Genomic DNA, 25,382 nt, shown 5'->3' with positions numbered 1-25,382 from the left:
AGAGACTACACTACACTAAATATTTAAATTAAAAAAACATTTTTAAGGTTCATGATTGATGTTGTTTGATTTAAAAATAATAAAAAAGAGGTGGTCAATATGAAGTATGGCATTATTGGAGCAGGCGCAATGGGATATAGATTTGGGGTAATGTTACAAAAAAATGCTAATGTTGATGTTGACTTCATTGATACTTGGGGGCGCAATGTTGAAGCCGTTCGTGAACAAGGTGGTGTTTCTGTTGCCCGTGATCATGAGAATCGGCATATAGAACCCATTAATATTTTCTATCCAGAGGAATATCATGGACACCCTGATGTATGGATTATTTTTAAAAAGCAGATGCAACTAGCTGAAGAATTAAAACGTGACAAAGCAGCAGGCATTTTTCATGAAGATCAATATGTAGTTTCTGCGATGAATGGCATGGGGCACTTTGAAAAAATCGCAAATTATTTTGCTGAAGATCATATTGTTTGTGGTACGGCAATGATTGCAACTCGCTTGGATGGTCCTGCCAATGTGGATTTTATGGGTGCTGAAGGGACGGAAGTCATGCATCTAGCTAAATATGATAACAATTCAGCAGATCAAATATTTCAAGCAATCGTTGCGGATTTTAAACGAGCAAAGTTAAATCCGGTGGTTACTGATGATTGGTTGGGAATGTGTATGTCAAAGGTTGTTTTTAATGCGGTGACAAATACATTGTGTACAATGTTTGAAATGCAGATGGGGCAGTTTATTGAGTATGCAGGTGTCCGAGAAATGGCCAAGCAACTCTTTGATGAAGCCTACGATGCTTGTGAACGAGCCGGCATATATCTGATTGCTACGCGTCAGGAACAAGTTGATTCAGTTATCAATGTTAGTCAAGAGTACAAATATCATTATCCATCGATGTATCAAGATTTTTCAAAGGGACGTCCAACGGAGGTTGACTACATCAATGGTTATATTGCAAAAATAGGCCGTGAACATGACTATGTTTGTCGGACACATGAATTTGTTGTTCATGAAGTACACATGGCAGAGATGATGAGAAAATATCACCAAATGCCAGAGAATAGTGCAAATTAGTTGGTTCTTTTTTTGATAATCACTTATGTTTTGACCATAAGTGAACATTGTATATTGAAGGGTTATCACTCTACCAATTTGTTGGTGGGGTGGTAGCCCTTCAATTGTTCCCAAAAACTTAAATGATGATTGTGTTATCCCGCTTTTTGATGCGCTGTTTTAGTAGCTACATACTGACATACCTAGTGAAATTGTCGTTGGAAGCTGATTATGTTAAAATAAACCTAATAATTAAAGGAGAGACATTCATGGACAAACAAGAAATGGATCCACACGTCAAAACCGGACTATATGGAACACCTGAAATTAATCCAGATGAACAACACCATTACTTAGGTAATTTCCGTGAACGCATCTATGTACTACAGACGCGTGAAACTGCTGGTGAAAATCGCTATATGAAAGCCTGGGAGCAACAGTTGCATGCCCATCCTGATGCAGTGCTGTATTTAAATGGTCATTTAAATAAAAATGTGTTAGATCAGTATATTGAGTTAGCTGCGAAACAACAGGCAAAATTTACACTTAAAAGTGATGCAATCTATGATCAGTCTGATGTGGTAGCAGTTCTTGCGGCACATTCAGCGGTTCATCAAGAACCTGTTTCCATTGAAGATACCATTGATAGTAGTGAGACTAGTAGCAGTCAAAAAGATGAGAAAAAACCGTGGTATAAAAGACTATTTAGTTAATTAAACGGTTAAAGGAGGTAATTTGGATGCAACAGCCACTGGCTTACCGCATGCGCCCACGAAATATCAGTGAAGTTGTTGGTCAACAACATCTGGTAGGTGAGGGAAAAATTATTAATCGAATGGTAACTGCTAAAATGTTGTCATCGATGATTCTATATGGACCTCCTGGAACCGGGAAAACGAGTATTGCTAGTGCCATTGCTGGGTCGACAAAATATGCCTTTCGAATTTTAAATGCAGCGACGGATACTAAAAAAGATTTACAGATTGTGGCTGAAGAGGCTAAAATGTCCGGGACAGTGGTCTTATTATTGGATGAAATACATCGATTAGATAAAACTAAGCAAGATTTTTTGCTACCTCATTTGGAAAGTGGGCGCATTGTTTTAATTGGTGCAACGACGGAAAATCCTTATTTGACAATTTTGCCAGCGATTCGCTCTAGAACACAAATATTTGAGGTGAAGCCATTATCTGAAGCTGACATGCAAATGGCGATCGCTCGTGCTTTAGCCGATAAAGAGCGTGGTCTGGGCGACTTTGATGTTGATTTGGTTCAAGAAGCACGGCAACAATTAATTTATGCAACTAATGGTGATTTGCGTTCAGCATTGAATGGTCTTGAATTAGCAGTTAGGTCAACTAATCCAGGCGAAGATGGGCAGATTCATATTACCTTACCGATTATCGAAGAAACTGTGCAGCGAAAAGCAATCACGGCTGATAAAGATGGTGATGGTCATTATAATGTTATTTCAGCATTACAAAAGTCCATCCGCGGTAGTGATGTTGATGCAGCACTACATTATTTATCACGTTTGATTGAGGCTGGCGATTTACCAATCATTGCAAGACGCTTACAAGTGATTGCATATGAGGATGTTGGCGTGGCTAATCCAGCCGTTGCTGCACGAACTGTGACAGCAATTCAGGCGGCTTTACAGCTTGGTTTCCCAGAAGCACGTATTCCGTTAGCGAATGCGGTCATTGAATTGGCGCTATCTCCAAAATCAAACGCAGCAATTACAGCAGTTGATGCAGCAATTAGTGATGTCAAAAAGGGTGCTACAGGTGATGTGCCTGATCATTTAAAGGATGCGCACTATTCTGGTGCAAAAAAATTAGGTCATGGTGTAGACTATGTCTATCCGCATGGCTATCCTGGCGACTGGGTACCACAACAATATTTGCCTGACAAGTTGATGGGAGCCAGCTACTTTAAGCCAGCCGGTAACTCTAAGGTTGAACGTGCTTATAAAGAACAATATGACAAATTAAAAAAAGCGCAACGAGATGGGTTAAAAGGAAACTAGGCGCTTATGAAGAATAGTGTGCCTAATGATCTGTCAAGGCTTTTATTTTGTATAATTATCAGTATAATAGGAAATATAAATGAATTCCTTGGGTGTACGCGTAATTCTACCATCTGTAGTTGCTTTACAACCTTTTTGCTCGGGGATGTCGGGATGCCGCTATAACATGCTGTTTCACTCAGTAGTTATAAACGCGGACTTATTCACCCACTTTCCTTTAACTGGAGCCAACTCAGTCGAATTTACTAACGGCACCAATCAAGTGTTTATAGTTTCTCAAAACTTTAAGTTTTTGAGTGACGATAGTCGGCCATTTTCGATACACATATCGAAGGTGGGCGGCTTTTTTATCAGTAAAGAAAAGGAATATAAATATGATTATTGGACTTTATGTTTTGTTTGCAGTGGTGGTGGGGATACTTGGCATTTATTTGTTGACGCATCGGCATGGTTTTTTAGGCATCTCAGCGCAACATGCGAAACAACCGGCACTGTGGTTTGGCTGGCTATTTACGATTGATGCTATTTTATTACTAATAAGTACTTTTTTAACAAAAGGGGCTGCATTACCAGGCGGACTCTTTGTCATCGTAGCTACTTTGTTAACAACTGTATTGGCAATTGTTGTTGTTCGTCTTTTATTTAAATAATTTATATATATCGCAAATGGTAAAAATAAACATTATTTATGTGAAAAAATGTGACAGATGCGTTATAATAAAAGTGTAGAAAAAGTCGCATATGGTCAATCGGACAGGGGGAACTGTTATGGCTGATGTAAAAGTAAACTACAAGAATATATTGGTACCAGTTGATGGATCTAAGGAGGCCGAGGCTGCATTAGATCGTGCTATCAAGGTAGCTAAGCAGAATGGATCAGATACAAAGTTGCATATTTTGCATGTTATTGATACCCGATCATTCCAAAATGTTACTGATTTTAGAACAACAATGGTTGAGCAAGTCGCAGGTACTGCTAAGAAGACGTTGGACGCATATTTGCAGAAGGCTAAGGATGCCGGCGTTGAGAACGTTGACTATTCAATTGAATATGGTTCACCTAAGGACGTCATTGCAACGCAGGCACCAGCAAAGTATGCCATTGATTTGATTATGATTGGTGCTACGGGGTTAAATGCTATTGAGCGTTTGTTGATTGGTTCTGTTACTGAGTTCGTGACACGTGTCGCAACAGTTGATACGTTAATTGTTCGTCGGACAAAGGATGATGAGTAGCGTTTTAAGATTAATTTATAGTAAAAGCTGAGACAGAATTTCTGTCTCAGCTTTTTTGATTTTTGGTATTTGTACGATAACCAATTTATGTTGTTAGGGCTATTATTTCTTGTTAGTTTAAATATCTGGTACAATAAATATATTATTGACAGTTTATAAGGGATGGAGATCGCAATATGAGTGAGTCAAAACTAAATTTGGTAGCATCAACATTGACAAATAGTTTGGGGACAACCATTATTGGTCACGTGGCGGCAGAGAATGTTGTGATCACTGTAAAGTATGCAAATGATGAAGTTGATACAACCACTTCAGATGAAAAGGGTAGCTTTGTTGTTAAAATACCAACAGAAAATACAGACAATGAAGTAACGTTAACAGCAATGTTCCCTGATCAATCAGCTAAAGAGGTTGTGTCATTAGTCATTGATCAACCGGCACCAGTTGTAACGGCAGTGATTTCTACTCAAAATGGACAACGATTGCTTGAAGGGCGTGTCAATCAGCGAGATGTTTCGATTTCTGTACATTTCATTGGTGATGAACATGTCATTTCATTACCTATTGATAATGGGCTGGAGTTTGAATTAGTCTTACCAGATGATATTTTGCCAAGTCAGATAGAAGTGCATGCAACGAATCAAAAGACTGGCAAGACTGGTCGAACGGTTGTTGGCCTTGGCGTGACATCAAAGACAGTCGCTATGCCTGCTTTGACAGATGAAATGATTGCAGAATACGTTCATAATGAAGAAGTTAAACATCAGTCTGAGGTCGAAGCTAGTAAAAAAGTAGCGACATCTACGGAAATTACAACGCCATCAGTGAGTGAGTCAGACAAAGATGTTTCTGATGCAGTAGAAGAAACGGATAAAATAGCTGAGACATCGGCCCATTCTGAGGCTAAGGATTCTGAAAACAATGATAGATCCACAACAGAATCACGTGTTGAAAGACGTAAACGTGGTGGTATTAGGGGCTTCTTTGCCCGCCTTTTTGGTCGAAAAGGTTAATTTTATGACAAAGACAGGCGTTCATTTAATAAAAAGTTAGCATTTGTTAATGGAACTGTGACATAGTCATTAAAAACGTAAAATTATCTATGATAAAATATTATGGTTTAAGGAAAAGAAAGGTAAATCATAATGCATAAACGACAAATCACGATGATTATTGGAATTATGGCAGTGGCAGCAATAATTGCTATTTTTGCGATTGTATTTAATAGTACACCGCATGAAGAAGCGGCAACTGCAGCAACTTCGTCACACAGTTCTAAGGCCGTTAACAAGAAGCAACAGTCAAACAGTCAGGGCAAAGCAGCTTCAAAAACTTCTACAACTGTTGACAAGTCGTCAAGTTCTACTGGCGCAGAAGAGAATTTAGATGTTAAAAACATACTAAAGGGGCAAAATAATGTTCCCGCTATTGTCTCGGTCAATCAAAACAATGGTGAGTTAACGGTTGTCTTTGCTGATGATGGAACACAATCACTTGATGATTTTATGAAGGCATATGCTAAGGCAACTGGCTTAGTTTTAAAGGCAGCTAGTCAACAATCAAAAATTAGTTCAGTGATGATTGCGCGTCAAGTTAAACTAGAAGATGGTCTAGAATATGCAGTAGCAGGAAAATGGCAAAAGGATCAACTAGCAACCGTTAACAAGTTAGCTGCTGAACCTGCTATTAAGGACGTCTTATTAAGTGCCAGCCATTACTCAATTGGTGGTTCGGTTTGGGATGCATTCTCACAGCAACAAAAAAATGACTACCAAAATCATCAACAAGGTGGTCAAGTTGAAGCAACCGATGATGGCTTTAATAAGTGGGTCCAGGCTGGTATTGAAAAGAACAAATAATTTAAAGATTGTTATGTTTCATGTAGCAATTTTTATAAATAATAAAAGGGTCGAGGTCAATTCCAAATATGGAAGACTTCGGCCCTTTACGGTTAAAGTTATGCATTGTAGTTAGTTGAAGAGCATTGAATAAATTGAAATATACATAAGTGTCGCACCTAATAATACAAATAAATGCCAATAAACATGACCAAGCGGCAGCTTTGGCATAAGATATAACAGGGCACCAAGCGTATAGGTAATGCCACCTGCTAGTAATAAGTAAAATGCGAAGGGTGTTAGCGCTGCATGAAGGGCAGGAAAGGCCAATATAATCAGCCAACCCATGATGACATAGATAATGACCGATACCCATGGCCAACGACCAACAAAAAATAGGTCGTAAATAAAGCCTAAAATAGTGCATAATAGAATGGTTAGCCAAATTGGCCAGCCTATTTTAGTATCTAAAAATAGCCAGGTGTATGGGGTATAACTACCGAGAATGACGAGGTAGATACCAGAATGATCCAAAAATTGGAAAATTTTACCAGCCTTTGTAAAAATGAGTGCATGAAACAAAGTCGAAGCAAGTAGAAAACTAATGATCGATATTGCATAAATGGTTAACGCAACAATTGTAAAGGCTGAAAAATGGTGTTGTACACTGTTGATGATTAATAAGGTTGCACCAATAATTGCGGCGATAACACCAATCCCGTGGGTAACGGCATTTAAAGTTTCGTAGGTAATGAGGTAGCGACGATTTTCTTTTGTTAAAGTAGGCATAGGGGTTCTCCTTTATCTAATAAGGACATTACCGATTAAATTAAATTAATTGTTATGATTATCATAACTGTTACATCTAGTTTTGTAAACTAAATAAAATGGTTATAAGGAATATGTGAGGTTTGTAGAGATGTTGATGACGATAATAAAAGGTATGATGATTGGGTTTGCTTTTGTGGCACCAATTGGGATGCAAAATTTGTACGTGTTTAATAATGCGTTGACTAATTCCTTTCGACGTTCATTAGTTTATGTTCTTTTTGTATGGATTGCGGATTCATTATTTTCGTTAGCAGCGTTTTTCGGTATGGGTGCCATCATTAGTTCAGTGACTTGGCTGAGATTATTGGTTATGCTAGTGGGTGGTTTGCTAGTTATTTGGATCGGCTGGGGAATTTTGCGCAGTGCTGACGGGGTCCAGTTAAATGCCCATCAAAATAAATTACCAGTAAAACAAGCTTTTATGACAGCTTTTATTGTGTCATGGGCCAACCCACAGGCTTTGATTGACGGTAGTTTGTTGCTGGGTGCTTTACGAGGTACCTTGGCAAAAGATGCTGTGTGGCCATTTATTATTGGTGTGATTATGGCGACTTTTATTTGGTTTAATACGATTACGATTCTCATGAATTTGTTAAAAGAACGTCTACCTAAAAAAGTGCTTGTTTGGGTAAATATTATATCTGGACTAATCGTTTTGATTTATGGTGCTTACTTATTAGTTGAAGCATTATTGGACATCTTCTAAATAAAATGGCTTTATTCCAACAGAATTGAACTCATGACAGTCCTTAGGGTTGATTTTGTCAATCTATCATTGTAAAATTGCTCTTATAGCAATGCACTAGAGAGTATAAGCAAAGTAACTAACAGCGACAAAATCATTTGGTGTGAGATTTTGAGGACTTCGACTTAGAAAGTAGCTAGTGGGCTTTGTCGGTGAATATTGTAGTAGCCGATGACGTGAGGACGCGTTAAGTCAAAATGAGATAGAGAATAAACTCTAATTCAGGTGGTACCGCGATAATTTCGCCCTGAACATACAGTAATGTGTGTTCAGGGCTTTTTTAATGGACAACAATGAAAAAGAGTGATTAGAAAATAAGGAGTGAAGGTTATGCGAGAAATTGATATGCCTGGAAAGTATAATCCAACAGCTGTTGAGGCTGGACGTTATGATAAGTGGGTCCAAGAAAAACGATTTAAGCCATCAGGAAATAAGAAAGCACGTCCTTATTCGATTGTCATCCCACCACCAAATGTAACTGGTAAGCTGCACCTAGGCCACGCTTGGGATACAACGTTACAGGATATGATTATTCGCCAGAAGCGTATGCAAGGATTTGATACATTGTGGTTACCTGGTATGGATCATGCTGGTATTGCAACGCAGGCGAAGGTTGAACAACGTTTAGCAGAAGATGGCATTTCACGTTATGATTTAGGCCGTGAAAAATTTGTTGAGCAAGTTTGGGACTGGAAAAACGAATATGCAGCCACGATTAAGTCACAGTGGGGCAAGCTAGGCTTGTCACTCGACTATGACCGTGAACGCTTTACTTTGGACGAAGGATTGTCAGAAGCAGTTCGAAAAGTGTTTGTGACGCTTTATGAAAAAGGCTTGATTTATCGTGGTGAATACATCATTAACTGGGATCCAAAGGCACGGACAGCCTTGTCAGATATCGAAGTTATTCACCAAGACGATGAAGGTGCTTTTTATCATGTGCAATATCCATTTGTGGATAAAGAGACAACCTATCAAGGTAAGCACTACATTGAAATCGCAACAACACGTCCAGAGACTATGTTTGGGGATGTGGCTGTTGCTGTACATCCATCAGATGAACGGTATAAAGAATTAGTTGGTAAAAAGGTACTTGTACCATTAGTTAATCGGGAAGTTCCTATTGTCGCTGATGAGTATGTTGATCCCGAATTTGGTTCAGGAATGGTTAAAATTACACCTGCACATGATCCAAATGATTTTGGCGTTGGTAATCGTCATAATTTGGAACGTATCAACACGATGAATGAAGATGCAACAATGAACGAACGTGCGGGTAAGTATGTTGGTATGGATCGCTTTGATGCACGTAAGGCAATGGTTGCCGATCTAGAAGCTGGTGGCTGGATGCTATCAGTAGAACCAATCGTGCATGCGGTTGGTCATTCTGAACGTACTGGTGTCCAGGTTGAATCACGTTTATCAACACAATGGTTTGTTAAAATGAAGCCACTGGCTGAACAAGCTTTGGCTATGCAAAAGTCAGATGACCGCGTTGATTTTTATCCACCACGTTTCGAAGGGACTTTCACACGTTGGATGGATGATATTCATGATTGGGTTATTTCACGTCAACTTTGGTGGGGACATCAAATTCCAGCTTGGTACCATAAAGAAACTGGTGAAATGTATGTTGGTATGGAAGCACCAGCGGATGCTGAAAATTGGGAGCAAGACTCGGATGTTCTTGATACGTGGTTCTCATCAGCGCTTTGGCCATTTTCAACGATGGGTTGGCCAGATACAGACGCAGAGGACTTTAAACGCTATTTCCCAACAGATACACTTGTGACTGGATATGACATTATTTTCTTCTGGGTTGCACGTATGATGTTCCAATCAAAGGAATTTACTGATCGTCGGCCATTCAAGAACGTTTTGATTCATGGGTTAATTCGAGATGAGCAAGGTCGTAAGATGTCAAAGTCGTTGGGAAATGGTATTGACCCAATGGATGTGATTGAAAAGTATGGTGCGGATGCTTTGCGCTGGTTCTTAGCAACTGGTTCAACTCCTGGACAAGATGTGCGTTTCTCATATACAAAGATGGATTCAGCTTGGAATTTCATTAATAAGATATGGAATGCTTCTCGTTATGTGCTAATGAATTTATCAGATGATACAAAGGCAGAATTACCAGCTGACCGGACAAAGTTATCATTGGCTGATCAATGGATCTTGTCACGTTTGAATGCAACAATTGCTACTGTAACGAAGAATTTTGATAAGTTTGAATTTGGTGAAGCAGGCCGTGCACTTTACAACTTTATCTGGAATGATTTTGCTGATTGGTATATCGAAATGACTAAGGAGACGTTAAACGGGGATGATGCTGATGCACAAACAACCGTACAATCTATCCTTGCTTATGTACTAGATAATACGTTACGTTTGCTACACCCAATCATGCCTTTTGTAACTGAAGCAATTTGGCAAGAAATGCCACATGAAGGTGAGACGATTGTGACGGCGACATACCCAACAGTTGATGAAACGTTGGCAAATCAACAAGCTGAAACAGATTTTAATAGTTTGATTGACTTAATCAAAGCAGTTCGTACAATTCGTACAGAAGCAAATGCACCAATGTCAACAACTATTGATGTCTTGATTAAAACAGCTGATGAGAATTTACAGCGTATCTTCAAGGAAAATGAAGACTATATTAATCGTTTTGTAAAGCCAAAGAATTTGCAAATTTCAGCTGATATTATTGCCCCCGATCTAGCCATGACACAAATTATTTCTGGTGCTGAAATTTATGTACCATTAGCAGAGCTGATCGATTTGGATGAAGAAATTGCCCGCTTGCAAGATGAGGTAAAGAAATTCCAAGGCGAAGTAAAGCGTGCTACTGGTAAACTAAGTAATGAAAAATTTGTTAACAATGCGCCTGAACAGGTTGTCGCTGCAGAACGTGAAAAGTTAGCGGATTGGGAGAACAAGCTACAAGCAACACAGGATCGTTTACGACAATTACAAGATGCAAAAGCATAGTTAATAGGTACTTGCGATTAAAATTATTTAAGTGTATAATTTAATATATTGTGAATAACGAATTTAAGCGGTTCGTCGTTACAATGCAGTAAATTACACAAACAGAAGCGCCATCTACCATGTAGACGGCGTTTTTGTTTATCTTTGAATAAAATGGGGCTCATAATGGTAAAAATTGAAACGGTTAAGGATGCAATTAACTATATCCATGGTCGGCATAAATGGTCCAAAACACCAACGTTCGAACGCTTAAATAGCATTCTTGCCTATTTAGGACATCCTGAAAAACAATTGCAGTATGTTCATGTAACAGGTACAAATGGTAAGGGATCGACAAGTAAAATGATTGCACAGCTCTTGCGGGCGAGTGGGTTAAAAGTGGGCTTATTTACTTCACCTTACATTTTAAAATTTAATGAGCGCATTCAAGATGATCAAGGTAATATAAAAGACGATGATTTGCTGCACTTAGTACAAAAATTAGCGCCTATTATTGACGAATTTGATAAACAACTCACTACTGGACTCACTGAGTTTGAAACATTAACGGTGTTAATGTTTATGTATTTTTCAGAACATCCCGTGGATGTGGTAGTCTTAGAAGTTGGTGTTGGGGGTACATGGGATTCAACGACGGTTATTCCAGATAAAATTGCCGCGGTCATTACAACGGTTGGCCTAGATCATATGCATGTTCTGGGGAATACCATTGCACAAATTGCTACGCAAAAGGCCGGTATTATTCAAAGACAACGTCCGGTGGTCATCGGTCGTTTACCTGAGGAAGCCAACCATGTACTTGATACTGTTGCCACAGCTATGGGAGCACCAATATACCGGCTCGGAGAACAGTTTGATGTGACAGCATTACCCAATATTGGTGAATGGGGAGAAAGATTTCAAATAACTGGCACAATCAACTATCAAAATTTGTTTGTCGATTTAATCGGGCGCTATCAAATTGACAATGCTGCAGTCGCCATTCAGACAGCCCAAATTGTTTGTGAGCACTTTGATCGCTCATTAACAGAGACAATCATTATGTCAGCGTTGAAAACGGTCACTTGGCCAGTTCGTTTTGAAAAAATTGCAAATGACCCAGAAATTATTTTGGATGGAGCGCATAATGAACCGGGAGTCAAAGCATTAGTAGAAACACTTCAGACACGTTTTAGCACGCGAACAATCCATGTTTTGTTTGGTGCATTGTCTGATAAAAATTATCCCAAAATGTTAGAACTATTGAATGAGCTGCCCAATGTTGATTTACATATTGTCGGATTTCAAGGACCGAATAATCGTGAACCGATAGACCCCAAGAATCTAGCGAAAGATAAGATAATGAATGACATCACTTTACATAAAAACTGGCAAACGGGTTACGAAACGGTGACATCACAGATGCATGCAGACGATTTGATTTTGTTCACAGGATCTTTGTATTTTGTCTCTGAGGTACGACAAGCATTTTCAATATTAGACTGAAGTTTTTTTGAAAACTGGCACCTTACTGATTGTTTTGGTACAGTAGACTGAGAAATGAGATGGGGCAGGAATGGAAGATTTATGCCTAAGATGGAGTGATAAATATGATTATTTTGCAAGCAAGTAATGTTGCACGTCGTTTTAACGGCGTCACATTTTTTGATAATATTTCGATGCAAGTTCAAAATAAGGCACGGGTTGGTTTGGTTGGACGTAATGGGGCTGGAAAATCAACTTTATTAAAGATGCTGATTGGTGAAACGACACCTGATGAAGGTGAAGTGTCAATGAAAAAAGGCATTCGGTTAGCTTATCTAGCACAAAATTCTGGATTGGATTCTGACCTGTCAGTTTACAATGAAATGTTAACGGCATTTGCTGATGTTATTGCATTGGAAGAACGAATGCGACAAATGGAAACGCAAATGGCCACATTAACAGATTATGCAAGTGATGCATACAAAGAATTGTTGGCGGCCTATGATCAAGCACAACATGATTTTAATGAAAAGAATGGTTACGGCTATGATGCGACTATTCGGTCAGTGTTACATGGCTTTGGCTTTGATGAAACATTTTATGATCAAAAAATAGCTGCCTTATCTGGCGGTCAACGGACACGCTTAGCTATTGCGAAACAATTATTGGAAACCCCCGATTTACTGATTTTAGATGAACCAACGAATCATTTGGATATGCAAACGCTAGCGTGGCTCGAGCAATATCTAAAAAACTATCAGGGGGCCTTGTTGATTGTCTCTCATGATCGCTATTTCTTAGATCGTGTGGTAACTGAGATTTATGATATGCATTCTGGTCAATTAGACCACTATAAAGGAAATTATAGTGAATTTATGGCACAGAAGGCGGCTAAGATACTACAAGAACAGAAAGCTTACGATAAACAACAAGCTGAGATCGCCAAACTAGAGGATTTTGTGAAACGTAATATTGTGCGTGCTTCAACAACGAAACGAGCACAATCACGACGCAAGCAGTTGGCACGGATGAACCGCATCGAGGCGCCTAAAAATGAATCTGGCGTGGCACATATTCAATTTATGGCTGATGAAGATTCTGGTAATGAAGTGCTAAGAGTTAATGATGTGAAATTAGGTTATGACATGACACATGTTTTAGCTGAAAACGTAAATGTTGCCGTAGATAAGCAACATGCGGTTGCTTTGGTTGGACCAAATGGTGTTGGTAAATCAACCTTTATCAAGACTATTTTAGGAAAATTACCATTATTAGCGGGGAAAATAAAACTAGGAGCAAATGTTACAGTTGGTTATTATGATCAAGAGCAACAGATGCTTGATAGTAAAAAATCAGTTATCGATACGATTTGGGATGAACACCCCAAAATGGCTGAGAAGGATGTACGATCAATCTTGGGATCGTTTATGTTTTCTGGTGAAGCAGTAGAAAAGTTAGTCGCCGCACTATCTGGTGGTGAACGAGCCCGCCTTTTGCTGACTAAACTGGCACTAGAGCACGCTAACTTTTTGATTCTTGACGAGCCAACCAATCATTTGGATATAGATTCACGAGAAGTATTGGAAACAGCATTGAATGAGTATAATGGGACTATTTTCTTTGTGTCTCATGATCGATATTTCATTAATGAAGTGGCAACGGAAGTTATTGAATTGTCACCATCAGGTACACGCTTTTTTGATGGTGATTATGATTACTATCTTGAAAAAACTGCTGGCGAGAATGAAACTAAAGCGGATACCACACAGCAAACAACAATTGTTGAATCATCGGATGTGCAACAAAAAACGCTATCAAGGGCAGCTTTAAAAGATCAGCAACGAGAGCAACGGCGGTTAGAACGAGCTGTCACAGCATTAGAAGATAAAATGGCAGCTCTTACTGATGAGCGTGATACGTTAAATGTTGCCTTGAATGATCCTGAAAATGGGTCTGATTTAGCGAAATTAACAGAACTCTCAGAGAGAATAGCAGACCTCGATGCCCAATTAACAGAAATTGAGGATCAATGGACTGAAGCAAGCATTGATTTAGAAACATTTATAGCGGAAAAATAAATATTGGACATAAAGACTCAAAATCTTTCTCAATTTTGGAAGATTTTGGGTCTTTATGCGTCTTTTAACTTAATTTACTAAGATTCAAGCCAGTTTTAACAAATGTTTGCAAATAATAGGTAATGTGTTATTATTAATAGTGTTGATTAGCACTTTAACTTACAGAGTGCTAATAAAAGAAAAATAACCTGTGGAGGTCAGATAACATGTTGAAACCATTAGGAGATCGTGTTGTATTGCAAGTATCAGAAGCACCTGAGCAATCAGTTGGGGGAATTTTGTTAGCTTCTAATGCACAAGAAAAGTCAGTTACAGGAAAAGTAGTCGCTGTTTCTACACAAACAGTTGGCGACTTAACAGCACCAGCCGCTGTAAAAGAAGGCGATAGTGTTATTTTTGATAAGTTTGCTGGTACCGAAATTAGTGTTGACGGGGTTGATTATTTGGTTGTTCACGAAAAAGATATCGTGGCAGTGTTGTAATTTAAATAATTAATAAATAGAGGGTAGTAAATATGGCAAAAGATATTGAATTTTCAGAAGATGCACGTGCAAAAATGCAAGCAGGTGTTGATAAGCTTGCCGATACAGTAAAAACAACAATTGGTCCTAAGGGACGTAATGTCGTTATTGAGCAAAGCTATGGTGCACCTACAATTACGAATGATGGTGTGACAATTGCTAAGGCTGTTGAATTAGAGGATCACTTTGAAGACATGGGGGCTAAGTTAGTCGCTGAAGTTGCTTCAAAGACAAATGATATTGCTGGTGATGGTACAACGACAGCTACGGTTTTGGCACAAGCCATTATTAATGAAGGTATGAAGAACGTTACTGCAGGAGCTAATCCAGTTGGCGTTCGTCGTGGTATTGAATTAGCAACTGAAGCTGCTGTCAAGTCATTGCATGAGATGTCAAAGACTGTTTCAACGAAGGAAGAGATTACGCAAATTGCATCTATCTCTGCCGCTAATCCAGAAGTTGGTAAGTTAATTGCTGAAGCAATGGAAAAGGTTGGCAATGACGGTGTTATCACGATTGAAGAATCAAAGGGTATTGAAACAACGCTAGATGTTGTTGAAGGAATGCAATTTGATCGTGGTTATATGTCACAATACATGGTAACTGACAATGATAAGATGGAAGCATCATTGGATAATCCATATATTTTGATTACAGATAAGAAGATTGGTAATATCCAAGAAATCTTACCATTGCTACAAAGTGTTGTTGAGCAAGGTCGTGCTTTGTTGATCATTGCTGATGATATTACTGGCGAAGCTTTGCCAACACTTGTTTTGAACAAGATGCGTGGTACATTTAACGTTGTTGCTGTTAAGGCACCTGGCTTTGGTGACCGTCGTAAGGCACAACTTGAAGACATCGCCATTCTAACAGGTGGAACAGTAATTACTGATGACTTGGGATTGAGTTTGAAAGATACAACTGTTGACCAATTAGGACAAGCAGCAAAGGTTACTGTGACAAAAGATAATACAACAATTGTTGAAGGTAACGGTAATTCTGCAACGATTAGTGAACGTGTTGAAACCATTAAGGGTCAAATTGCTGAGACAACCTCTGATTTCGATCGCGAAAAGTTGCAAGAACGTCTTGCTAAGTTAGCTGGTGGCGTTGCTGTTGTTAATGTCGGTGCTGCAACTGAAACTGAGCTTAAAGAGCGGAAGTACCGTATTGAAGATGCATTGAATGCAACTCGTGCTGCGGTTGAAGAAGGCTTTGTTTCAGGTGGTGGAACTGCCTTGGTTAATGCTATCCCTGCCGTTGCTGCACTTTCAGAAGATGGTGACGTACAAACTGGTATTAATATTGTTAAACGTGCCTTAGAAGAGCCAGTTCGTCAAATTGCAGAAAATGCTGGTGTTGAAGGTTCAGTAATTGTTAACCAATTGAAGAACGAAAAGGTTGGCATTGGATACAATGCGGCAACTGGTGAATGGGCTGACATGATCAAAGCTGGTATTGTTGATCCAACTAAGGTGACACGTTCTGCTTTGCAAAATGCTGCCTCTGTATCTGCATTATTGTTAACGACTGAAGCAGTTATCGCTGAACAACCAAAGAATGATTCAGATGCGCAAATGCCTGCTCAAGGTGGTATGCCAGGAATGATGTAAACTGGTCTAGGCCTAAGAAGGCTACACACAGTTTGAGGTAAAATGGTAATGACTTTATGTAAGTCGTTACCATTTTTTTATGTCATAAAAAAGTAAAATAAAAAGGATATAAAAAGATAGACAATCGATTGGCAGAGAACTAAAATAGACCCTTGTAGAAATAGACCATTATGATTAAGATTATTCTTAACTTCTACTGGAAAAATTCATTTATTGAGGAGCAGAAACATGTGGCCACTATTTAAAAGGTTTTTAATTGGTAAGCCGTTAAAAACTTTAGACGAAGGTGCTCGTCATCTTAGTCGAACAAAAGCGTTGGCTCTGTTATCGTCAGATGCTTTGTCATCTGTTGCATATGGAACGGAACAAATTATTACGGTACTTGTAGCTGTTGGTGGTGTCGCAACACTATGGCTACAAGTACCAGTTGTGGCATTAGTGTTAGTCCTTTTGGGGGCAATTACATTGTCATATCGCCAAATTATCCATGCATATCCAACTGGAGGAGGTGCTTATTTAGTTACCTCTAAAAATTGGGGACGTAATGCAGGTCTGGTAGCTGGTGGGTCTTTGTTAGTTGATTATATGTTGACCGTCGCTGTCTCGGTTGCATCTGGAACTGAGGCGATCATATCTGCTATTCCGGCATTGCATCCATATAATGTCGCAATTGGTGTTATTATCATTCTTGCCTTAACTGGGATTAACCTACGTGGTTTACGCGAATCTGCAGGTGCCTTGATGGTACCGGTTTATCTCTTCATTGTTGTGATGGTAGTTATGATTGTTTGGGGATTATTTAATATTTTGACTGGACATGTTAACTATCAACCAACCATTACTGGGCATGTTGCAACAGGCAGTGCTTCGATTTTATTGTTCTTAAAGGCATTCTCGAGCGGGTCATCGTCTTTGACCGGAGTTGAAGCAATTTCGAATGCTGTACCGAATTTTAAGGAACCAAAGCCTAGAAATGCATCGATCACACTGGTCATTATGGCGACCATTTTGGCATTCTTCTTGGTCGGGGTTACATTTCTATCATTTACTTATGGTATTAAGCCTGATGCACATGTGACTGTATTGGCACAAATTGGTCAACAAGTATTTGGTCATGGCGTTCTCTTTTATGTATTACAAATTGCCACGGCATTAATTTTAGCTGTTGCAGCCAATACAGGATTTTCGGCCTTTCCACAATTAGCCTACAATCTGGCACGAGATAAATTTATGCCACATAGCTATATGGATAAAGGGGATCGGCTTGGATATTCAAATGGTATCGTGTCGTTAGCTCTAGGTGCCATTGTGCTATTAGTTATTTTTAATGGATCAACTGGCGCGTTAATTCCATTATATGCTGTGGGTGTGTTCGTGCCCTTTACATTGTCGCAATCAGGAATGATTATTCACTGGTGGCGCGAGCGTGATGGGCATTGGTTAATGAAATCATTGATCAATTTTGTTGGTGCCCTAATATCAGCCGTGTTGGTCGTTACATTATTTGCCTTGCACTTTAACTCAGTTTGGCCATACTTGATTATTATGCCAATTCTATTGCGAATGTTTTGGGTCATTAATCGCCACTATAAGTTGGTGGCTAAGCAATTACGTGTGCTTTCGCAAGAACCAATAAAGCGGAGTCATTATGATGGGGCGACTGTTATTGTGTTAGTATCAAATTTGACACGAGCAACAGCTGATGCGGTTGATTATGCAAAATCAATTGGTGATAAGGTGTTGGCGATGCACGTCTCGTTTGATTCAAACCCACAAAAGGAGCATCGCCTAGGTGTTGAATTTAAGCGTGAGTTTCCTGAGGTACGGTATGTTGATATTCATTCTTCTTATCGTTCAATTACTAAGCCTGCCATGCGGTTTGTTGATGAAATTGCTAAGGGTTCAAAAGAACGAAATCACTCGTTAACAATTTTGATCCCACAATTTGTGCCACACCATAGTTGGCAAAATGCGTTACACAATCAAAATAGTTTGAAATTACGTACAGCATTAGCATCTCGCGATATCACCGTGTCAACTTATTATTTCCATTTGAAAGAGTAGTAAAGTATAAATAATAAAACATATTGGTTTTTAACCCGTAAATCTTCGGGTGAAAGAACTAGTATGTTTTTTATTTTATATGGTTGTGTTAATCTAAATTAGACTAAAATAATAAGAGAAAGGATCAAAACATGGAATATACGATTGATGATGTTCGTGAGGAATTAAAAATGATTCGATCACGTGTACATGCAGGAACATTGTTTGATTCGTTAGGAAGTGAGATTGGTCGGTTACTTGACCAATTCGATTACGATACGCCAACTGATGTTGCACAATTATCAACTAATGAAGCGACAGAAATTAAGCAACGGGTCTTAGATTGGCAGCAAATACTTTACGCAGGACAACCAGTTGCTATTAGTAATCAGGATGTTTTGGATCTACTGAATAGCTTGCGCCAAACTGACCCAGCAATCCGTGATAAAGGAGCTTTTTTCTTTATTAGTGACGGGTTACAAAATAACGTATTTAAACCAAATCAATTATTATTAATGGTTCGCTATTTATTACAAGATAACGTGCTGTTTAATCACATTACTGAGATGGAAAATGACGGTGTCTTTTTTCGATCATTTAGTATCTTTATTCTATCAATGTTGCATTATGCAAACCGCAAGGGCAGCGTTCATTTTATCAGCGAAGAGGTTGAAGAGACGCTGTTGTTAAATTTTGCAACTTATATTGCATTGGAGCATGATACAAGAGGATTTGTTGGTGAAAAGGGCTGGGCGCATGCTTTTATGCATATCGGTAATCTATTGGACGAACTAGCTCATGATGATAAGTTACCACGTGCTGATAAAATATTTTTGTTGACTATTTTGGTTGAGAAATTAAAGCGTCTAGATACGCCCTTGATTATGGGGGAGAATCGTCGTTTGATTGGCTTTATCACCGAATTAGTAAATACGAATGATTTATACGCACAATACTTTTTGAAACAACTAAAGCAATGGCGACAAGAGATGACCCGCCAAATGCAACCAGACTCTGAAAGTGATTGGCACCGTTTATATAATCAGCAACGTTTTCAACAAGGACTACTCATGCGAGAGAATCTACCACAAGAAATTTTGAATTATTTAAATGAATCTCGGAATTTTTTGGCATAGTGTTCCCAAAAACAGGAATTATATGTTATACTTAGGTTTCTAGACAAATCAGTTTGACAGACAAGGGAGATCAACCATTATGTCAGAAAAATTAAATATTGCAATGTTGTTTGGTGGTAACTCATCAGAGCACGATGTTTCAAAGCGTTCAGCTCATAATATTTATGATGCTATGGACAAGGAGAAATACAATGTCACAGTCTTTTTGATTTCAAAAGACGGTATTATGATTAATGCTGAAGACTCATGGCGTGTTTTCGAAGGCGAAGATGAGGATGAAATCGTAGCGGCAGCTAAGGAGAAGATGGACCTATCTAATCCGCTTGCACCAATTGCTGTTTTGGGGGAAATGGCCAATATTGATTTCTTCTACCCAGTTGTCCATGGAAACTTGGGTGAGGATGGGACACTACAAGCACTATTCCGCTTGTTGAAAAAGCCTTACTTAGGACCTGGTATTGCAGCCTCAGCCATGTCATTTGATAAGGACTTGACGAAACGAATTTTGAACCAAGCTGGTGTGCGTAATACAAACTACGTACTATTAACTGATCAAAATTATCAAGATTACACTTACGACGAATTAGTTAAGGAACTGGATTCAGAAGTTTTGTTTGTTAAGGCAGCTAGTCAAGGTTCATCCGTTGGTGTGTCTCGTGTAACCAATGAAGATGAGTACAAGGCAGCCTTGAAGGATTCATTCCAATATGATTATAAAATCTTAGTGGAAGGTGCTCTTGATAAGCCTCGTGAGGTATTTATCTCAATCTTAGGTAACGAGAATCCGCGTGCTTCACGCTTAGGTGGTATTGTACTACCAGAGGAAGATGTTTGGTACGATTACAATAATAAGTTTGTTGACGCTTCAGGTATGGTATTTGAGTTACCTGTTGAATTGGATCAAGCACTAACTGATGAAATTACCGATATGGCCTTGAGGGCTTACAAGGCTCTTGGATTAGTTGGATTGACACGTATGGACTTCATGATTGATAAGAATGGGGTGCCATACCTTGGTGAGCCTAACACATTACCTGGATTCACTAATATTTCATTGTATCCACAAATGTGGGAAGTTTCTGGCATTAGCTATACACATCTGATTGATGAACTAATTGCATATGGTATCGCTGAATTTGACCGTCAGAACAAGTTGTCATACGACTTTGTTTCTCTTGGCGAAGAACAAATGGGTGAAAAGAAGTATAATGCTGAAGTAGCTAAATAAGAAAATAAATAAACCACATCTCGATTGAGGTGTGGTTTATTTATTTTTAAACACGATTGTAAACTGTAAAAACTAATGGACTACTTTTTGTTGAAACAACAGTTGGCATCAGAATTTATCATAGGATTCCGGTAGCGGGGTTCTTTATAAAATCATTCATTTAGCGTATACTTTATAATAAGATTAATAGTGGAAAAGGACAAAAAATGACGAATTCATTTACCCCAACATGGATGATTGATGCAATTTATTGTGTCACGCCAGAACAATTACGTCAGCATAATATTAAAGCTGTTTTAACAGATTTAGATAATACATTAGTGGCTTGGAATAATCCAGACGGCACGCAAGAACTTCATGATTGGTTGTTGGAAATGCAACAAGCAGAGATACCAGTGATGATTGTTTCAAACAATTCAGCAAGTCGTATCGCTCGAGTTGCTGATCCATTAAAGTTAAACTTTGTTTCTCGAGCCCTAAAGCCAATGACACGTGGTTTAAAAGAAGCAACAACAATTTTACAGTTACAACCCAGTGAGGTAGTGATGGTAGGAGATCAGTTATTAACGGATGTTTGGTCAGCCCATAATGCAGGGATACGAAGCATTTTAGTAAAGCCGTTGATTGAAACTGATCAATGGAACACAAAAATCAATCGCTTTTTTGAGAAAGGCGTGAAGCGCAATATGTTGAAGAATAACCCACAATTGCAATGGAGGAAAGAGCTTGATTAGTGAAGAGACTGTACGTCAGTATATTGATGAAGGATTGCGGTGCATTGGCTGTGGTGCTCTGATTCAAACAGATAATAAAGATGAGATTGGCTACACTCCAATGTCAGCGCTTTTGAAGAGCTTTGAAAATGACGAGGTGTTTTGTCAACGATGCTTCCGTTTACGGCACTATAACGAAATTCAACCAGTTAATTTGACAGATGATGATTTTCGCCGTTTGCTGGAGCAAATTGCAGATACGGATTCACTTGTTGTGTATGTGATGGACGTTTTTGATTTTTCTGGCTCACTTATTCCAGGATTACATCGTTTTGTTGGTAATAATGACGTTTTGCTCGTTGGTAACAAGGTGGATGTCTTACCACGCTCTTTGAAACGAACAAAAATTAAAGATTGGATGAGACAGCAGGCTAATATTGCTGGTCTACGTCCAATTGATATTGCACTGACCTCAGGTAAGAATGGGGATGCCATTGCGAACCTACTTGATTTAATTGCCAAGTATCGTAAAGGTCGTTCGGTCTATGTAGTTGGTGTGACAAATGTTGGTAAATCAACCTTGATTAATCAAATTATCAAAGAAGTGACTGGTGATCGCACAGACGTTATCACCACATCACGATTCCCTGGTACGACACTTGATCGGATTGAGATTCCATTGGATGATGATAGTAACATTATTGATACACCAGGAATTATTCATCAAGACCAAATGGCACATTATCTCGGTGTTAAAGACCTGAAATATGTGTCACCACAAAAAGAAATTAAGCCAAAGACATTCCAATTAAACGCCGAGCAGACATTATTTATGGGAGCTCTTGCACGTTTTGATTATATTCAAGGTGATCGTACAGGTATTACTGCTTATTTTGAGAATAACTTGTTGATTCACCGAACTAAGCTAGCGAATGCGGATGCTTTCTATAACAAGCATGCGGGTGAATTATTAGCACCACCAACAACAGAAAACTTAGATAAATTGCCACCATTACAACGGCATGAATTTAAAACAACTGAAAAGACAGATATTGTGATTGATGGTTTGGGTTGGTTAACAGTACCAGCAAATACTGTAGTCGCAGGCTGGGCACCAAAAGGTGTTTCAGTATTAACACGAAGGGCAATGATTTAAAATGATATCACTACGCGGAAAACAAAAACGATATTTACGAGCAGCAGCACATGATATGCGACCACTATTTAGTGTGGGTAAGCAAGGTTTAACTGAAAATTGGCTAAATCAATTAGAAGATGCGATTAATAAGCGTGAACTTTTTAAGGTCAATATTCTAGCGAATTCTGATGTAGATACAACGGAATTGAAAGACTTTATTGAAAGTAATTCAAATATTCAAGTTGTCCAAACAATTGGACATACATTGGTGTTGTTTGGTGAATCTCAAGAAAAGGAGAACCGTCACTATTCAGTGACTGTTCAAAAAATTTAAGAAATAATCAATGGGAGATGGCGTATGGTAACCACATTGAAAGAATTTGTTACGCAGGTTCAGGTAGAACCCGAATCTGCTGATAAAAAGAAAAAAATAGGGATTATCGGTGGTACTTTCAACCCGCCCCACGTTGGTCATCTCATCATTGCTGAGCAAGTTGCAGATAAACTTGGCTTGGACAAGGTATATTTTATGCCAAATGCGAAGCCACCCCACATTGACACGAAAGAAGCCATTGATCCGATCGATCGTGCGCGCATGGTACAAGCAGCCATTGCGGGTAACAGTCATTTTGATATTGAGTTATTAGAAGTGCAACGTGGTGGAAAAAGTTATACGTATAATACAATGTTACAATTAACGATAGAACATCCTAACTATGATTATTATTTTATAATTGGTGGGGATGAGGTAGCGTATCTGAATACATGGTATCGGATTGATGATTTATTGCATTTAGTAAAGTTTGTGGGTGTCAATCGCCCTGGTCAATCACGGGAGTCAGCTTATCCCGTTTTATGGGTAGATGTGCCTAATTTAGCAATAAGTTCCACTGATATTCGGCAACGAATTACACATCATAAAAGTGTTCGCTACCTGGTGCCTGATTTGGTCGCTGCGTATATTGTAGAAAATGGGTTGTATTTAAATGACAGATAAATTAGTTTATACAAAAAATATTTATAATGGTTCACGAGAAGAATTGATAAACAAAGTAAAAGCAGCTTTATCAGCTAAACGCTTTCAACATGTTTTACGTGTTGAAAAAATGGCAACAGAGTTAGCTGATTGTTGGCAAGTTGACGAGGAATTAGCTTCAATTGCAGCGCTGACACATGATTATGCAAAAGAGCGTTCAGATGCTGATTTTTTGGCCAAAATTAGTGAAAAAAAGTTGGATCCTGATTTGAATAATTGGGGCAATAATGTTTGGCATGGTGTGGTTGGCGCTGAAATGGTGAAAGATGAATTAGGCATTTACCATGAAGATATTTTAAATGCGATTCGTCAACATACCACTGGTGGATCGGCAATGACTAAATTAAGTCAAATTTTGTACATGGCTGATTATATCGAAGAGGCTCGTGATTTCCCAGGTGTCACTGAGGTACGTGCACTTGCATTTAAGGATTTGGGTGCTAGTGTTGGCTGGCAAACAGCACATACGCTGGCTTATCTTGTGGGTAAGCAAGTAAGAATCTATCCTGGCACCTTACTAACGTACAATACATGGAGTGTTAAATAAAAAAATGACAAGTAATGTTAATGACATGTTGGCAGTAGCAGTAAAAGCAGCTGATAGCAAACGTGCAGAAGATTTAGTGGCATTAGATATTCATGAAATGAGCATCATTACTGATGATTATTTAATTTTGAGTGCCCCAACTGAGCGACAGGTTATCGCTATTGCTGATGAAATAATCGACAAGATGGCAGAAGCAGGCTTTGACCTAGTACGTCAAGAAGGACGTAGTGAAGGGCAGTGGGTGCTACTAGATTTTGGTGATTTAATTGTCCACGTGTTTAAGACGGAAACCCGTGAGTTTTATCGTCTCGAAAAAAATTGGCAAGCTGCTCCAGAAGTCGCAATTGATCAATGGATTATTAAGGAAGAGTTCTAATGAATTACCAAACATTCGCTAAATTATATGATGATTTATTTGATGAAGAAGCATATGCGGATTGGCAATCATATGCACAAACACATATTCAATCAAAAGACGGCAAGCTGCTTGAATTAGCGGGTGGCGCTGGTCGGTTGGCCATTTTGTTAAAACAAAATGGTTTTAAGGATGTATCCGTATTTGATTTATCTCCTGAAATGCTGACATTGGCTGCTGAACATGCTGAAGCGGCTCAAATTGATTTACCTTTAATTCAAGGTGATATGCGTGAATGGTCAGATTTAAAACAAAAGTATGCAACAATTACTTCATTTGCAGATTCTTTGAATTATTTAGCGAATACACAAGAAGTGTTAGCAACGTTTAAGCAAGTTGCTAGTCATCTTGAACCTAATGGTCAATTCCTTTTTGATGTTATCTCGCCATGGCAGACGGATGTATATTATCCAGGTTATATGTATAATTGGCATGATGAAGAGACCGCATTTATGTGGTCATCATATGGTGTTGAAGATAGTCAACATATAGTTGAGCATGAGTTGACTTTCTTTGTTTATAATGAAGATATTGATGGTTATCAACAAATTCAAGAAATTCATACTGAACGAACATATGATATTGAAACGTATCAACGGTTACTGAAAAAGGCAGGATTTAAAGATATCCAAATTTCAGCTGATTTTGGGAGAAGCGCAGTAACACCAGAGTCAGATCGCTGGTTTTTCAGTGCGATAAAAGCTTAAGTTAG

The 25,382-nt window shown here is 38.7% G+C and carries 24 protein-coding genes and 1 other annotated feature; of the genes, 23 read left to right on the top strand and 1 reads right to left on the bottom strand.

Annotated features, from left to right (window positions below):
- The first annotated feature begins 99 nt into the window (after positions 1–99).
- From QRX23_RS07195 to QRX23_RS07165, 7 genes are all read left to right on the top strand, one after another.
- On the top strand, positions 100–1,080 hold the full coding sequence (locus QRX23_RS07195; protein WP_330155148.1) for a ketopantoate reductase family protein: 981 nt from the start codon (positions 100–102) through the stop codon (positions 1,078–1,080).
- A 248-nt stretch (positions 1,081–1,328) separates the two neighbouring features.
- Positions 1,329–1,772 (top strand): YueI family protein, encoded by a 444-nt coding sequence (locus QRX23_RS07190; protein WP_330155147.1) that lies wholly within the window; start codon positions 1,329–1,331, stop codon positions 1,770–1,772.
- 26 nt (positions 1,773–1,798) lie between these two features.
- Positions 1,799–3,088 carry a replication-associated recombination protein A gene (locus QRX23_RS07185; protein WP_330155146.1) on the top strand — a complete coding sequence of 430 codons (1,290 nt, stop codon included), beginning with the start codon at positions 1,799–1,801 and terminating at the stop codon, positions 3,086–3,088.
- Positions 3,089–3,462: 374 nt separating this feature from the next.
- A complete protein-coding gene (locus tag QRX23_RS07180) occupies positions 3,463–3,738 on the top strand; it encodes a hypothetical protein (RefSeq protein WP_330155145.1) in 276 nt (91 codons plus the stop codon).
- A 118-nt stretch (positions 3,739–3,856) separates the two neighbouring features.
- Positions 3,857–4,324, top strand: coding sequence for a universal stress protein (locus QRX23_RS07175; RefSeq protein ID WP_040760477.1), 468 nt, complete (start codon positions 3,857–3,859; stop codon positions 4,322–4,324).
- A 176-nt stretch (positions 4,325–4,500) separates the two neighbouring features.
- On the top strand, positions 4,501–5,337 hold the full coding sequence (locus tag QRX23_RS07170; protein WP_330155144.1) for a hypothetical protein: 837 nt from the start codon (positions 4,501–4,503) through the stop codon (positions 5,335–5,337).
- 132 nt (positions 5,338–5,469) lie between these two features.
- A complete protein-coding gene (locus QRX23_RS07165; RefSeq protein WP_330155143.1) occupies positions 5,470–6,183 on the top strand; it encodes a hypothetical protein in 714 nt (237 codons plus the stop codon).
- Positions 6,184–6,294: 111 nt separating this feature from the next.
- On the opposite strand, the gene trhA is transcribed toward QRX23_RS07165, so the two are convergent.
- Complete coding sequence (gene trhA / locus QRX23_RS07160) at positions 6,295–6,951, bottom strand: PAQR family membrane homeostasis protein TrhA (RefSeq protein ID WP_206213480.1); 657 nt, start codon at positions 6,949–6,951, stop codon at positions 6,295–6,297.
- A 130-nt stretch (positions 6,952–7,081) separates the two neighbouring features.
- Here trhA and QRX23_RS07155 point away from each other — a divergent pair, with 130 nt between their 5' ends.
- The 16 genes from QRX23_RS07155 to QRX23_RS07080 all read left to right on the top strand — a co-directional run bounded on the left by QRX23_RS07155 (position 7,082) and on the right by QRX23_RS07080 (position 25,377).
- Complete coding sequence (locus tag QRX23_RS07155) at positions 7,082–7,699, top strand: LysE/ArgO family amino acid transporter (protein WP_002827738.1); 618 nt, start codon at positions 7,082–7,084, stop codon at positions 7,697–7,699.
- A gap of 82 nt (positions 7,700–7,781) precedes the next feature.
- Positions 7,782–7,991: a binding site (T-box leader), on the top strand.
- A gap of 77 nt (positions 7,992–8,068) precedes the next feature.
- Positions 8,069–10,735, top strand: a complete 2,667-nt coding sequence (locus QRX23_RS07150) for a valine--tRNA ligase (RefSeq protein ID WP_330155142.1) — start codon at positions 8,069–8,071, stop codon at positions 10,733–10,735.
- Positions 10,736–10,900: 165 nt separating this feature from the next.
- On the top strand, positions 10,901–12,220 hold the full coding sequence (locus tag QRX23_RS07145; protein WP_330155141.1) for a bifunctional folylpolyglutamate synthase/dihydrofolate synthase: 1,320 nt from the start codon (positions 10,901–10,903) through the stop codon (positions 12,218–12,220).
- 104 nt (positions 12,221–12,324) lie between these two features.
- A complete protein-coding gene (locus QRX23_RS07140; protein WP_330155140.1) occupies positions 12,325–14,277 on the top strand; it encodes an ABC-F family ATP-binding cassette domain-containing protein in 1,953 nt (650 codons plus the stop codon).
- Positions 14,278–14,483: 206 nt separating this feature from the next.
- A complete protein-coding gene (locus tag QRX23_RS07135) occupies positions 14,484–14,759 on the top strand; it encodes a co-chaperone GroES (protein ID WP_002827734.1) in 276 nt (91 codons plus the stop codon).
- Positions 14,760–14,791: 32 nt separating this feature from the next.
- Complete coding sequence (gene groL / locus QRX23_RS07130; protein WP_330155139.1) at positions 14,792–16,414, top strand: chaperonin GroEL; 1,623 nt, start codon at positions 14,792–14,794, stop codon at positions 16,412–16,414.
- A 228-nt stretch (positions 16,415–16,642) separates the two neighbouring features.
- Positions 16,643–18,478, top strand: a complete 1,836-nt coding sequence (locus QRX23_RS07125; protein ID WP_330155138.1) for an APC family permease — start codon at positions 16,643–16,645, stop codon at positions 18,476–18,478.
- A 131-nt stretch (positions 18,479–18,609) separates the two neighbouring features.
- The gene (locus tag QRX23_RS07120; protein ID WP_330155137.1) at positions 18,610–19,593 is read left to right on the top strand and encodes a DUF2785 domain-containing protein; all 984 of its coding nucleotides are present in this window, start codon (positions 18,610–18,612) and stop codon (positions 19,591–19,593) included.
- Positions 19,594–19,672: 79 nt separating this feature from the next.
- Positions 19,673–20,821 carry a D-alanine--D-alanine ligase family protein gene (locus QRX23_RS07115; RefSeq protein WP_002827730.1) on the top strand — a complete coding sequence of 383 codons (1,149 nt, stop codon included), beginning with the start codon at positions 19,673–19,675 and terminating at the stop codon, positions 20,819–20,821.
- 206 nt (positions 20,822–21,027) lie between these two features.
- Entirely contained in the window at positions 21,028–21,555 is a 528-nt protein-coding gene (locus tag QRX23_RS07110; protein WP_002827729.1) for a YqeG family HAD IIIA-type phosphatase, read from the top strand.
- Positions 21,548–22,690, top strand: a complete 1,143-nt coding sequence (yqeH, locus tag QRX23_RS07105; RefSeq protein ID WP_002827728.1) for a ribosome biogenesis GTPase YqeH — start codon at positions 21,548–21,550, stop codon at positions 22,688–22,690. Before QRX23_RS07110 ends, yqeH begins: the two co-directional genes overlap by 8 nt.
- Position 22,691: 1 nt before the next feature.
- Positions 22,692–23,006, top strand: coding sequence for a ribosome assembly RNA-binding protein YhbY (gene yhbY, locus QRX23_RS07100; protein ID WP_131473314.1), 315 nt, complete (start codon positions 22,692–22,694; stop codon positions 23,004–23,006).
- A gap of 24 nt (positions 23,007–23,030) precedes the next feature.
- Positions 23,031–23,669: a nicotinate-nucleotide adenylyltransferase gene (locus tag QRX23_RS07095; protein WP_330155136.1), complete on the top strand. Its 639-nt coding sequence runs from the start codon at positions 23,031–23,033 to the stop codon at positions 23,667–23,669.
- Complete coding sequence (gene yqeK / locus QRX23_RS07090) at positions 23,659–24,255, top strand: bis(5'-nucleosyl)-tetraphosphatase (symmetrical) YqeK (protein WP_330155135.1); 597 nt, start codon at positions 23,659–23,661, stop codon at positions 24,253–24,255. The genes QRX23_RS07095 and yqeK overlap by 11 nt, the downstream gene beginning before the upstream one ends.
- Before the next feature lie 4 nt (positions 24,256–24,259).
- Positions 24,260–24,631 carry a ribosome silencing factor gene (rsfS, locus tag QRX23_RS07085; RefSeq protein ID WP_040760474.1) on the top strand — a complete coding sequence of 124 codons (372 nt, stop codon included), beginning with the start codon at positions 24,260–24,262 and terminating at the stop codon, positions 24,629–24,631.
- Positions 24,631–25,377, top strand: coding sequence for a class I SAM-dependent DNA methyltransferase (locus QRX23_RS07080; protein ID WP_330155134.1), 747 nt, complete (start codon positions 24,631–24,633; stop codon positions 25,375–25,377). The genes rsfS and QRX23_RS07080 overlap by 1 nt, the downstream gene beginning before the upstream one ends.
- The last annotated feature ends 5 nt before the right edge of the window (positions 25,378–25,382 follow it).

Source organism: Weissella paramesenteroides, assembly GCF_036327715.1.
Lineage (GTDB): Bacteria > Bacillota > Bacilli > Lactobacillales > Lactobacillaceae > Weissella > Weissella paramesenteroides.
The sequence above is the reverse complement of the archived record's forward strand: the minus strand, read 5'-3'. Positions and strand labels throughout refer to the sequence as shown.

Excerpts from the sequence above, each read along its gene's own strand:
- QRX23_RS07195 (WP_330155148.1), top strand. The coding sequence starts at position 100 with ATGAAGTATGGCATTATTGGAGCAGGCGCAATGGGATATAGATTTGGG.
- QRX23_RS07190 (WP_330155147.1), top strand. The coding sequence starts at position 1,329 with ATGGACAAACAAGAAATGGATCCACACGTCAAAACCGGACTATATGGA.
- QRX23_RS07185 (WP_330155146.1), top strand. The coding sequence starts at position 1,799 with ATGCAACAGCCACTGGCTTACCGCATGCGCCCACGAAATATCAGTGAA.
- QRX23_RS07180 (WP_330155145.1), top strand. The coding sequence starts at position 3,463 with ATGATTATTGGACTTTATGTTTTGTTTGCAGTGGTGGTGGGGATACTT.
- QRX23_RS07175 (WP_040760477.1), top strand. The coding sequence starts at position 3,857 with ATGGCTGATGTAAAAGTAAACTACAAGAATATATTGGTACCAGTTGAT.
- QRX23_RS07170 (WP_330155144.1), top strand. The coding sequence starts at position 4,501 with ATGAGTGAGTCAAAACTAAATTTGGTAGCATCAACATTGACAAATAGT.
- QRX23_RS07165 (WP_330155143.1), top strand. The coding sequence starts at position 5,470 with ATGCATAAACGACAAATCACGATGATTATTGGAATTATGGCAGTGGCA.
- trhA (WP_206213480.1), bottom strand. The coding sequence starts at position 6,951 with ATGCCTACTTTAACAAAAGAAAATCGTCGCTACCTCATTACCTACGAA.
- QRX23_RS07155 (WP_002827738.1), top strand. The coding sequence starts at position 7,082 with ATGTTGATGACGATAATAAAAGGTATGATGATTGGGTTTGCTTTTGTG.
- QRX23_RS07150 (WP_330155142.1), top strand. The coding sequence starts at position 8,069 with ATGCGAGAAATTGATATGCCTGGAAAGTATAATCCAACAGCTGTTGAG.
- QRX23_RS07145 (WP_330155141.1), top strand. The coding sequence starts at position 10,901 with ATGGTAAAAATTGAAACGGTTAAGGATGCAATTAACTATATCCATGGT.
- QRX23_RS07140 (WP_330155140.1), top strand. The coding sequence starts at position 12,325 with ATGATTATTTTGCAAGCAAGTAATGTTGCACGTCGTTTTAACGGCGTC.
- QRX23_RS07135 (WP_002827734.1), top strand. The coding sequence starts at position 14,484 with ATGTTGAAACCATTAGGAGATCGTGTTGTATTGCAAGTATCAGAAGCA.
- groL (WP_330155139.1), top strand. The coding sequence starts at position 14,792 with ATGGCAAAAGATATTGAATTTTCAGAAGATGCACGTGCAAAAATGCAA.
- QRX23_RS07125 (WP_330155138.1), top strand. The coding sequence starts at position 16,643 with ATGTGGCCACTATTTAAAAGGTTTTTAATTGGTAAGCCGTTAAAAACT.
- QRX23_RS07120 (WP_330155137.1), top strand. The coding sequence starts at position 18,610 with ATGGAATATACGATTGATGATGTTCGTGAGGAATTAAAAATGATTCGA.
- QRX23_RS07115 (WP_002827730.1), top strand. The coding sequence starts at position 19,673 with ATGTCAGAAAAATTAAATATTGCAATGTTGTTTGGTGGTAACTCATCA.
- QRX23_RS07110 (WP_002827729.1), top strand. The coding sequence starts at position 21,028 with ATGACGAATTCATTTACCCCAACATGGATGATTGATGCAATTTATTGT.
- yhbY (WP_131473314.1), top strand. The coding sequence starts at position 22,692 with ATGATATCACTACGCGGAAAACAAAAACGATATTTACGAGCAGCAGCA.
- QRX23_RS07095 (WP_330155136.1), top strand. The coding sequence starts at position 23,031 with ATGGTAACCACATTGAAAGAATTTGTTACGCAGGTTCAGGTAGAACCC.
- yqeK (WP_330155135.1), top strand. The coding sequence starts at position 23,659 with ATGACAGATAAATTAGTTTATACAAAAAATATTTATAATGGTTCACGA.
- rsfS (WP_040760474.1), top strand. The coding sequence starts at position 24,260 with ATGACAAGTAATGTTAATGACATGTTGGCAGTAGCAGTAAAAGCAGCT.
- QRX23_RS07080 (WP_330155134.1), top strand. The coding sequence starts at position 24,631 with ATGAATTACCAAACATTCGCTAAATTATATGATGATTTATTTGATGAA.